Below are 9356 nucleotides of genomic sequence, written 5' to 3' on the forward strand. Positions count from 1 at the left end.
GGCCCGGCCATCAGCGGCACAGCCGAGGGACCGGCCCCCGGCCCGGTACCCACCGTGGACCATACCGGCAACCACACCGCGGATCACTGATATGGAGCCGATCCTTCTACCGCTCGGTTCGCCGGAGGCGACCATCGCAACCGTGGGCGGCAAAGGAGCCAACCTCAGCCGGCTAACCCGGGCGGCCTTCCCTGTCCCTGCAGGATTCCTGGTGGGGACCGTGGCTTACCGCGCGTTCGTGGCGGCGAACGACTTGCAGCAGCGTGTCGTTGCCCTCGCGCAGGGCGTCGCTTCTTCCGGTGCTGAATCTGCGTCGGCCGAGATACGTCGGCTCTTCGACCGGGGTAGCATGCCGCCGGAAATCTCCGCGGCCATTCGACAGGCCTACAGATTGCTCTGTCCCAACGGTGCGACGTCCGCCGGACTGGCCGTTCGGTCCTCGGCCACGGCCGAGGACCTCCCGGGGGCCAGCTTCGCCGGTCAGCAAGAGTCCTTCCTGAATGTGCAAACTGAACAGGAAGTGCTGCAGGCCGTGAAGACGTGCTGGTCCAGCCTCTGGACTCCACGGGCACTGGCCTATCGCGCCCGCGCGGGAATCGACCCCGCAACGGTCAGCATCGCCGTCGTGCTTCAAATTATGGTTCCGGCCTCCGGCGCTGGTGTAATGTTTACGGCCAACCCGCTGACCGGGGCCCGGGACGAGACGGTGATCGACGCGGTATGGGGCCTCGGGGAAGCGCTCGTAGGCGGCTTGGTCACACCGGACCACATCACGGCCGATAAAGAGACAGGCAGGATCAAGGAGGCCGCGGTTTCCGACAAGGTGACAATGACCGTCCGCGCGCTCTCCGGAACCAAAATACGACCGGTGGAAGCTGACCAGCGGCGGATCCCAGTCCTGAACGCGGAACAGGTGGCACAACTCGCCAGGATGGGAAGGGAAATCGAATCGTGCCTCGCATCGCCGCAGGACATCGAGTGGTGCCTGGCCGATAACCAGTTCTGGATTGTCCAATCCCGTCCGATCACCGCATTGCCCTCTGAGCCTGAGCCGTGGGAAAGCCCAGTGCCGGGCGCTAAATGGCTCAAAGACCTGCAGGCTGCCGAATGGGCCAGTGAACCTCCGTCGCCGCTCGGTGCGGCGACCACCTTTGCCGCCATGATCGCTGCCCGCCAGCGGAAGCTTCCCATGCAGAAAGCTCCATGGTCCGCGTTGATCAACGGCTGGCTCTACATTCGGGCCGACTTCAAATACGGATGGCTGGCCAGCCGTCCGGCGGCGTGGGTGCTGGGCACCGCAACGGGGTCACTCAACGGGCACCGTCGGGTTCGGCGTCTCTGGCCCCAGGAGCTGGCGACCCTGGATTCGCTGGAGAAGACGATGCCGACGGAACTGGCCGACGAAGAGCTAAGGGCCCCTGCGGGCCGGCTGCTGCGGGCCGTGGGGTCCTGGTGGTGGGAGATCTCCTGGTTCACGGCTGCGGCAATTTCGGGGGAACAGTTCATCGACAGGGTCAAGGTTCCAGGACTGGCGGACTCGGGGCGCCTCTTCCGGGCCAACGACAGTCTCCTGCTCGAGGCCGAGCGCGTCTTACGCCGCGCCGCTCAAACAGGGAACGTAGGCGACTACCTGGCACGGTTCGGCCATTTTGTCGAAAGTGCCGACCCCATGCACCCCACACTTCGCGAGTCGCCCGGTCTGCTTGCCCAACACCTGACAATCATCGACCAGGCGGTCACCGGCCCGGACGCGCGACTGGAGAGAGCCCGCCGTGAACGAGCGGACGCGGAGCATCTCGTCCGTTCCATGCGGGGGGTCCGTGGCTTCCTGGCTCGCCGCCTGCTCACACTTGGCCAAAGCCACGCCGCTCACGTCGACGACGCCGTGTTCCATTTCCAGCGGGTCCTGGCGCTCCTGCGCGCAACGTTTCTTGAGGCGGGTCGCAGACTCGCGACGGCCGGATCCTTGGAGCGGGCAGAGGACGTCTTCTTCCTCAAACCTGACGAAATATGGGGCCCGACCGGTCCGGCTGTAAACCTCTTAAAACACGCACAACTCAGCGCCGCCTGGAGCGTGAGCGCCGGAAGCGGCTGGTGCCGCCTCCGTTCATTCCACCGCTCTCCGAGCCCGTTTGGGCCGCAGATCCGCTGTGGAGGCTCATGGCGTCAATCGCCGGACCGGCGGCATTGGCCCGCGGGGTCCAGTACCGTAACGGGCGACGCGTCCTCGTGGGCATCCCGGGCAGCCCCGGTCGTGCGCGTGGCATCGCGCGCGTCATTGCCGGGCCCGGCGACTTCCACCACTTTCAGCCCGGTGACGTGCTCATAGCCCGGACCACGACCCCGGTCTGGACTCCCCTCTTTAACATCGCAGCGGGAGTCGTCACTGAAGTCGGCGGCCCTTTTTCCCATGCCGCAATCGTCGCCCGTGAATTCGGTATCCCACTGGTAAGCGGAGCAATCGATGCCACGCGGGTCATCACGAACGGGAACACCGTTGTCGTCGACGGCTCGGGGGGTGTTGTTGAACTTTGACGTGCACGCCAGCGGGGTAGCGGAAGGACGCACAGCGGTCCGGATGCGACATAACGGCCCCGGCAGGGGTTGAAAGTGCTGGTCACAGGGTCGGGGCGATCGTCACCCTGCAACACCTTGAGACGATCCCCGGACGGCGACACGTCCGCAGGGCTGGGTTCGATTGGACTCATGTGCGTGCTCAGGACAACGTGTCGAATGAGGGAGACCACAGTTGCTGGCAATCTGGGCTTATTCGCGCATTCGCGCAGTCGCGCACACCGCATCACCTCCATCGTGCCCGGAGTAATCAGTCATATGTATCGGCCTCTCGGCGGCAAACGCCCTGAAGTTCGCGCCCGGACGCGAACCGTTTTGATGCGCCGCGGATGACGCGCGAGTAGCAGATCGGGGCCGTTCGCCTTTTTGGGCGGTTCTCATCGAGATCGAAGCGTTGCAGGTAGTTGCACAACTTCTCCTAACGCCCACGATCCTGACGGGTTGACTTCGCTGATGACTTTCGGAAACCTTCGAGCTCCGAGATGGACGCCTTAGCCGGGATCGTAACGGCTTCGACATGGCGGATGCGATGGGCCAACTTAACATACTGCCCGCCCGGGGTAGCAGGACAGAGAGACGGATGGCTGCACTCCAGCCGGATGTGGGCGCCCCGGCGGCGTTCGTCATCGGCCCGGCCATCAGCGGCACAGCCGAGGGACCGGCCCCCGGCCCGGTACCCACCGTGGACCATACGGGCAACCACACTGGTGGTCACTGACCCCCGGGCGTCCGGGGACTGTGCCCGCCGGCGCCCGGGGACTGTGCGGAGGCTACTCCGTGCCGGCCAGGACGTAGCCGGAGGAGCGCACAGCCTTGGCCAGGGCGTCCGGGTCCGCGCTGCCGGTGACGTTCAGTCGCGACGTGCCGCCGGGAACCAGCTCCACTGTCGCGGAGTCGACCCCCGAGACCCCCGAGACGGCCCGTTCCACGGTCTGGACGCAGTGGCCGCAGGTCAACCCTTCCAGAGCGTACTGCGCCCCGGAGGCAGGAGCCGCCCGGTACTCCGCGGCCGGAGCCGCTGTCTTGGTCGCGGCGGGCGAGCAGCAGCTGCAGGCGTGCTGGGCTGCGGAGGCCAGAGGGAGTTGGGTTCGTGTTTCGGGTGTTCCGCACATGTCAGTTTTTCCTTCGAAGCAGGGGTAGGAAAGGAGCTGTTGCGGTTGAACGGCTGTAACGGCGCGGGGCCTGGACAAACCTCGTCACTGGCAACACCAAAAATAATACCCCCTAGGGGTATAGAAAGCAATGGTTGCCGGCGCGGGACCGACGGGTGCTCGTTCCGCGGGTGCCCGGGGGCCGTTAGGCTCTACTCCTGCCGTAGCGCGGACGGAACACTCGGGGATATGAGCAGTCTTCCTGAATTGCGGCAGTTCCCGCGTGGACGGCCGACCTGGACCTTGACTCGGGTCCTGCCCATCATCACAACCGGCGAGGCCGACGAACACAAACTGAACTGCCGCGTGCTCCCGGAAGCTGCGCCGGCATGAAGATGACCGACGAAGAGCTGCTCGCGGCGCTGGCCGACCCGGCCGAAGACCCTGCCCGGATGGAGCGGATCAGCACCGAAATCGACGCCGGATTCCGCCTCCTCTCGGGTCGGGTCGGCAAGGCGGTCGCTGTGTTCGGATCAGCACGCCCCTTGCCCGGGGATCCCCGCTACGCAACTGCCCGGATGCTGGGGTCGCGGTTCGCGGAGGCCGGCTTCGCGGTGATCACCGGGGGAGGGGCGGGCCTGATGGAAGCTGCCAACCGCGGCGCTGCGGAATCCGGGGGCACCTCGGTGGGCCTCGGCATCGAACTTCCGCGCGAGCAGCGGCTCAACGCCTACGTGGATATGTCCATGACCTTCCGGTATTTCTTCGCCCGAAAACTCATGTTCGTCCGGTACGCCTCGGCCTTCGTGGTCCTGCCTGGCGGATTCGGCACCCTGGATGAACTCTTCGAAGCCCTGACCCTCGTGCAGACTGGAAAAATCCACGAATTCCCCGTGGTCCTGATCGGGACCGGGCATTGGGCCGGGCTCCTTGCCTGGATCCGGGACCGGGTCCAGGACCAGGGATTCATTGCCCCCGATGACATCCAGTTGCTGCGGTGCACCGACGACATTGACGAAGCCGTCGAACTGGTTCGGCAGTGCCACCTGCGCCAACTCGGCCCCGGCTGAGCGGCGGGAGCGGGCCCCCGCATCGCCGCAGCCCGCGGAAGGACAGGGGACCAAAGACTCTGACGCCGCGCACCGCACGCGACGATAGTGAACGCAGAGGCGCTGGTACATCCGTGCGCAGGAAGGAAAACAGCAATGATGTATTGGGACGGGAACATGGGCGTCTGGGGCTACATCCTGATGGGGGTCAGCTTTGTCCTGTTCTGGGGCGCCATCATCACCGGGATCATCCTGTTTGCCCGCGCGATAGGAACGGGAGGCCGGCGGTTCGAGGCCGGCGCACCGGGACCTGGGATCGCAGAAAACCTGCTCGCCGAACGGTTTGCCCGCGGCGAAATCGACGAAAGCGAATACACCGCCCGCCTCACCGTCCTCCGCCGCGCCCACGGACAACGGTGAACCGTCCCGGTGCACCCGCCTTGACGTATACCCCTAGGGGGTATACGTTCGGGGTAACCGGAAAACGTCGTCGCGGGCGCGAACCGCTACGCAGTGAAGGTCCGACAGCGGGTGAACCGCCCCGCCGTCCTCCTCGGACACCCCTGCGAAAGGACGCACCATGACCGCCGGCCCCAAGCCCGCCGCCACGCCTCTGAAGAGCACCGTCGTGGAAGTACGCGGCCTGCACTGGGCCACCTCCAAAACAATCATTGAAAACGTACTGCTGCAACGGCCGGGAGTCGCGGCCGTCGACGCCAACCCGGTCGCACAGACCGCCACCGTGAGCTTTGACCCCGCAGTGACCTCCGTGGAGCAGATCTCCGGGTGGATCCGGGACTGCGGATACCACTGCCGGGGCGAATCGGTCCCGGACCACGTCTGCTACCCGATGGACGACGCACCGCCCGCCCACGGGATCAACGATGACACGACCGGACAGGGCGGCCCCGTCCACCGGCCTTCCGGACACGTCCACCCCGGTGCAGCAGCCCTTCCGGCGGAGCACGTGCATCCGGTCGGGCACGTGCATCCGGTCGGGCACGATCACCAGGGCATGCACGCAGGACATGCACCGGCACCGGCGGAACCTACCACCGGGCACGCCCGCCCGCCGGCGGACAGCCATGCAGGCCACGGCGCGGACCAGCATGGCGGGATGCCCCGGACGCCGCAGGACATGATGGGCCACGGGGGACACCATGCCGGCATGTCAATGGACGACATGGTCAAGGACATGCGGAACCGGTTCCTGGTCGCCGCGGTCCTGTCCATAGGCGTGACACTGTGGTCGCCGATGGGCCGGGACATGTTCGGCTTCAGTGCCATAACGCCGTTCGGGCTCCGCGACGACGTTATGGCACTGATCCTGTCCCTGCCGGTCATCTTCTACTCGGCCTGGATCTTCTTCGACGGCGCCTACCGGGCGCTGAAGGCCCGCACCCTGGACATGATGGTCCTGGTCGCGATCGCCGTCGGCACAGGATGGCTCTACAGCGTCGGGGTGACTCTTACCGGCGGCGGTGAAGTGTTCTACGAAGCCGCCACTGTCCTTGCCTCCTTCGTGCTGCTGGGCCACTGGTTCGAGATGCGCGCTCGGGGCGGCGCGAACGAGGCCATCCGCACGCTGCTCGAGCTGGCCCCGCCGGTCGCGGTGGTGATCCGCAACGGGGACACCGTCGAGATCCCCACCTCGGAGGTCCAGACCGGGGACCTGTTGCTGATCCGGCCGGGGTCGAAAATCCCCGTTGACGGGGAAGTCGAGGACGGCCAGTCGGAGGTCGATGAGTCCATGGTCACCGGCGAAAGCCTTCCGGTGCCTAAAACCATCGGCTCGGAAGTGATCGGCGCGTCCATCAACACCACCGGTACGATGCGTGTCCGGGCCACCAAGGTCGGGGCCGACACCGCGCTGGCCCAGATCGTCGCCCTCGTCCAGGAAGCCCAGAACTCCAAGGCGCCGGGCCAGCGGCTGGCCGACAGGGCCGCGTTCTGGCTGGTCTTTGTCGCCCTGATCGGCGGAGCGGTGACGTTCGCGGCGTGGCTGGCCCTCGGCGCCGGCGTCCAAGCGGCCCTGCTGTTCGCCATCACCGTCGTCGTGATCACCTGCCCCGACGCGCTGGGGCTTGCCACGCCCACGGCCATCATGGTGGGCACCGGCCTGGGTGCCAAGCGCGGCGTCCTGTTCAAGAACGCCACCGCGCTGGAAGTTTCCGCCCGGATCGACACCGTCGTGATGGACAAGACCGGCACCCTGACCAAGGGCGAACCGGAAGTGACCGACGTCGTCGTTGAAGGAATGAGTGAAAACGACCTGCTGGCACTGGTCGCTGCGGTAGAGCAGGAATCCGAGCACCCCCTCGCGGCGGCCGTGGTCCGGCATGCGCGGGAGCACGGCGCATCCGCGTTGGCGGCCTCGGATTTCCTGAACGTTCCCGGCCACGGTGCCGGCGCCACGGTGGACGGACGCCGGGTGCTGGTGGGCAACCGCAAGCTCATGGCCGACGAAGGCATCGACCTTGGGCCGCTGGCCGCGGTGCGCGACGAGCTGGCCGCCACCGGACGGACCGCCGTGCTGGTCGCCGTGGACGGAAGGGCTGCGGCGGTGATCGCCATGGCGGACGCCGCGAGGGAGACCGCGGCCGCCGCCGTCGCCGCCCTGCACGAGGCCGGGATCGAAGTCGTCATGCTGACAGGGGACAACGAAGCGACCGCGCAAAGGATTGCCGGCCAGCTGGGCATCGACACCGTCATCGCCGAAGTGCTCCCCGGGGACAAGTCCGCCAAGATCGCCGAGCTGCAGCAGCGCGGCAGGGTCGCCATGGTTGGCGACGGCGTCAATGACGCGCCCGCCCTGGCCCAGGCCGACCTCGGCATTGCGATCGGCGCCGGTACCGATGTTGCCATCGAAACGGCCGACGTCGTCCTGATGCGCTCGGACCCGCTGGATGTGCCCATCGCCCTGCGGATCGGCAAAGGCACATTGCGGAAGATGCGCCAGAACCTGGGCTGGGCTGTGGGGTACAACGCGATTGCGCTGCCCGTCGCGGCAGGGGTTTTCGCGTTCGCCGGGATCGTCCTCAGTCCCGAGATCGCGGCGCTGTCGATGTCGGGTTCCAGCTTCCTGGTCGCCGTCAACGCCCTCCTGCTCAAGCGGCTGCGGCTGCCCCGGCCGGAAACACCTGAAGCCACCACGGCGCGCGCTTCGCGGCCGCTGGCCCCGGCCGGGACCCGCTAGGCTGCCGCGCCATGGACCTCCGCCTTATCTCCCGAGTGCTGTTCCTGCGGGCCGCGTGGCGGAGGCGGGACCACTGGGACGCCGCGCGGATCACCGCCCACCAGGAACACGCCCTGCAGGAACTGCGACAGGCAGCGTACGCCGGATCGGAGTTCTACCGGCGCCATCACGCCGGACTGCACGACGCTCCCCTGGACCGGCTGCCGTCCGTGGCGAAAGCGGACCTGATGGAGCACTTCGACGAGGCCGTCACCACCCCGGATCTGAGGCTTGCCGATCTGGAGCACCACCTGCGGTCCCTGACGGAGCAAGGGGGAGACCCGGGAACACCGTGGCAAGGCCGGTGGTGGGCTGCGGCAACGGCCGGAACCACGGGCCGGCGCGGAACTTTCGTCTGGAACCGTTCCGAATGGGGGACCGTCCTGGCGTCCTACGCCCGCGCGAACGACTGGGCCGGGATCTCCGCCGGGCTCACCAAGCCCCTGAAAATGGCCCTGGTCAGCTCCCGCGTCCCCACGCACCAGTCCGCCGTCGTCGGTGCATCCCTGCGCTCCGGACTCGTCCCAACCCTCCGCTTGGACGTCACCGCACCCATGGAGGAGACTGTCGCCGCGCTGAACCGCTTCCAGCCCAGGATCCTGGTCGGCTACGCCTCAGCACTCAAACCCCTGGCGGCAGAGCAGCGCGCAGGACGCCTGCACATCTCCCCGCAGGGTGTGATGTCCGCTTCCGAAGTGCTCAGCCCGCACACCGCCTCGGAGCTGGAGGAGGCGTGGGGAAGTGCCCCCTTCGATGTCTACGCCGCCACCGAAACGGCCGGAATCGCCTCACCCTGCACTTACCGGAACCGCCATGTCTATGAGGACCTGCTGATCATCGAGCCCGTGGACCTTGCCGGGAATCCCGTGCCGCCCGGAACAACGGGGGTAAAGCTCCTGGTGACCGTCCTGTTTTCGCGGACTCTTCCACTGATCCGCTACGAAATGTCAGACACAGTGAGGCTGGGCGGACGCGGCTGCCCGTGTGGACGCTCGTTCACCCTGCTGGAGGACATCGAAGGGCGAATCGAAGACATCCTGCACCTGCCAGGCAGGCAAGGACCGATCAGCATCCACCCGATCGTTTTCCACCACCTACTCGATGAAGTAGGCAGCGCGGGGTGGCAGGTCATCCAGGAGCCCTCCGGGCTTCGCGTGCACCTCGCCGGCCTCACACCAGGGGCATCCACCGAGGGAGTCCGCGCCGCTGTGATCCGCGCGCTCAATGAGGCAGGCGTAGTGGCGACCCCGGTGGACGTCCACGTCGTTGAACAACTTGAACGGACCGCCCTGGGCAAGGCACCGTTCGTCCGGGGGATCGCCCCACTGCACTAGGAGGCTGCTGAACAACGCGGTTGCGGGGCGGGTGGAACGCCACCAATGGCCGTCTAGCGGCGTGTTCTGGTCA

General features: G+C 66.9%; 8 protein-coding genes. 7 read left to right on the forward strand and 1 reads right to left on the reverse strand.

Features of this window, described 5'->3' with window-relative positions:
* Window positions 1–91: 91 nt before the first annotated feature.
* The 3 genes from PV761_RS23795 to PV761_RS23805 all read left to right on the forward strand — a co-directional run bounded on the left by PV761_RS23795 (window position 92) and on the right by PV761_RS23805 (window position 3292).
* Window positions 92–2329: a PEP/pyruvate-binding domain-containing protein gene (locus PV761_RS23795; protein ID WP_347899991.1), complete on the forward strand. Its 2238-nt coding sequence runs from the start codon at window positions 92–94 to the stop codon at window positions 2327–2329.
* Window positions 2320–2535 carry a PEP-utilizing enzyme gene (locus PV761_RS23800; protein WP_347899992.1) on the forward strand — a complete coding sequence of 72 codons (216 nt, stop codon included), beginning with the start codon at window positions 2320–2322 and terminating at the stop codon, window positions 2533–2535. The genes PV761_RS23795 and PV761_RS23800 overlap by 10 nt, the downstream gene beginning before the upstream one ends.
* 619 nt (window positions 2536–3154) lie before the next feature.
* On the forward strand, window positions 3155–3292 hold the full coding sequence (locus PV761_RS23805) for a hypothetical protein (protein WP_347899993.1): 138 nt from the start codon (window positions 3155–3157) through the stop codon (window positions 3290–3292).
* Window positions 3293–3344: 52 nt separating this feature from the next.
* Here PV761_RS23805 and PV761_RS23810 read toward each other — a convergent pair whose 3' ends face one another.
* On the reverse strand, window positions 3345–3686 hold the full coding sequence (locus PV761_RS23810) for a heavy metal-associated domain-containing protein (protein WP_347899994.1): 342 nt from the start codon (window positions 3684–3686) through the stop codon (window positions 3345–3347).
* A 368-nt stretch (window positions 3687–4054) separates the two neighbouring features.
* On the opposite strand from PV761_RS23810, the gene PV761_RS23815 reads away from it, so the two are divergent.
* The 4 genes from PV761_RS23815 (at window position 4055) to PV761_RS23830 (ending at window position 9283) form a co-directional block, all read left to right on the forward strand.
* A complete protein-coding gene (locus PV761_RS23815) occupies window positions 4055–4735 on the forward strand; it encodes a TIGR00730 family Rossman fold protein (RefSeq protein WP_347899995.1) in 681 nt (226 codons plus the stop codon).
* 135 nt (window positions 4736–4870) lie between these two features.
* Window positions 4871–5134, forward strand: coding sequence for an SHOCT domain-containing protein (locus tag PV761_RS23820; protein WP_347899996.1), 264 nt, complete (start codon window positions 4871–4873; stop codon window positions 5132–5134).
* 160 nt (window positions 5135–5294) lie between these two features.
* Window positions 5295–7910 (forward strand): heavy metal translocating P-type ATPase, encoded by a 2616-nt coding sequence (locus PV761_RS23825; protein WP_347899997.1) that lies wholly within the window; start codon window positions 5295–5297, stop codon window positions 7908–7910.
* Window positions 7911–7921: 11 nt separating this feature from the next.
* Window positions 7922–9283, forward strand: a complete 1362-nt coding sequence (locus PV761_RS23830) for a phenylacetate--CoA ligase family protein (protein ID WP_347899998.1) — start codon at window positions 7922–7924, stop codon at window positions 9281–9283.
* Window positions 9284–9356: the final 73 nt, after the last annotated feature.

The sequence above is a fragment of the Arthrobacter sp. CC3 genome (assembly GCF_039907775.1).
In the GTDB taxonomy this organism is placed as follows: domain Bacteria; phylum Actinomycetota; class Actinomycetes; order Actinomycetales; family Micrococcaceae; genus Arthrobacter.

Bases quoted from the DNA above. Each gene is read 5' to 3' on its own strand.
- PV761_RS23810 (WP_347899994.1), bottom strand. From the start codon at position 3,686: ATGTGCGGAACACCCGAAACACGAACCCAACTCCCTCTGGCCTCCGCA.
- PV761_RS23815 (WP_347899995.1), top strand. From the start codon at position 4,055: ATGAAGATGACCGACGAAGAGCTGCTCGCGGCGCTGGCCGACCCGGCC.
- PV761_RS23830 (WP_347899998.1), top strand. From the start codon at position 7,922: ATGGACCTCCGCCTTATCTCCCGAGTGCTGTTCCTGCGGGCCGCGTGG.
- PV761_RS23820 (WP_347899996.1), top strand. From the start codon at position 4,871: ATGATGTATTGGGACGGGAACATGGGCGTCTGGGGCTACATCCTGATG.
- PV761_RS23825 (WP_347899997.1), top strand. From the start codon at position 5,295: ATGACCGCCGGCCCCAAGCCCGCCGCCACGCCTCTGAAGAGCACCGTC.
- PV761_RS23805 (WP_347899993.1), top strand. From the start codon at position 3,155: ATGGCTGCACTCCAGCCGGATGTGGGCGCCCCGGCGGCGTTCGTCATC.
- PV761_RS23795 (WP_347899991.1), top strand. From the start codon at position 92: ATGGAGCCGATCCTTCTACCGCTCGGTTCGCCGGAGGCGACCATCGCA.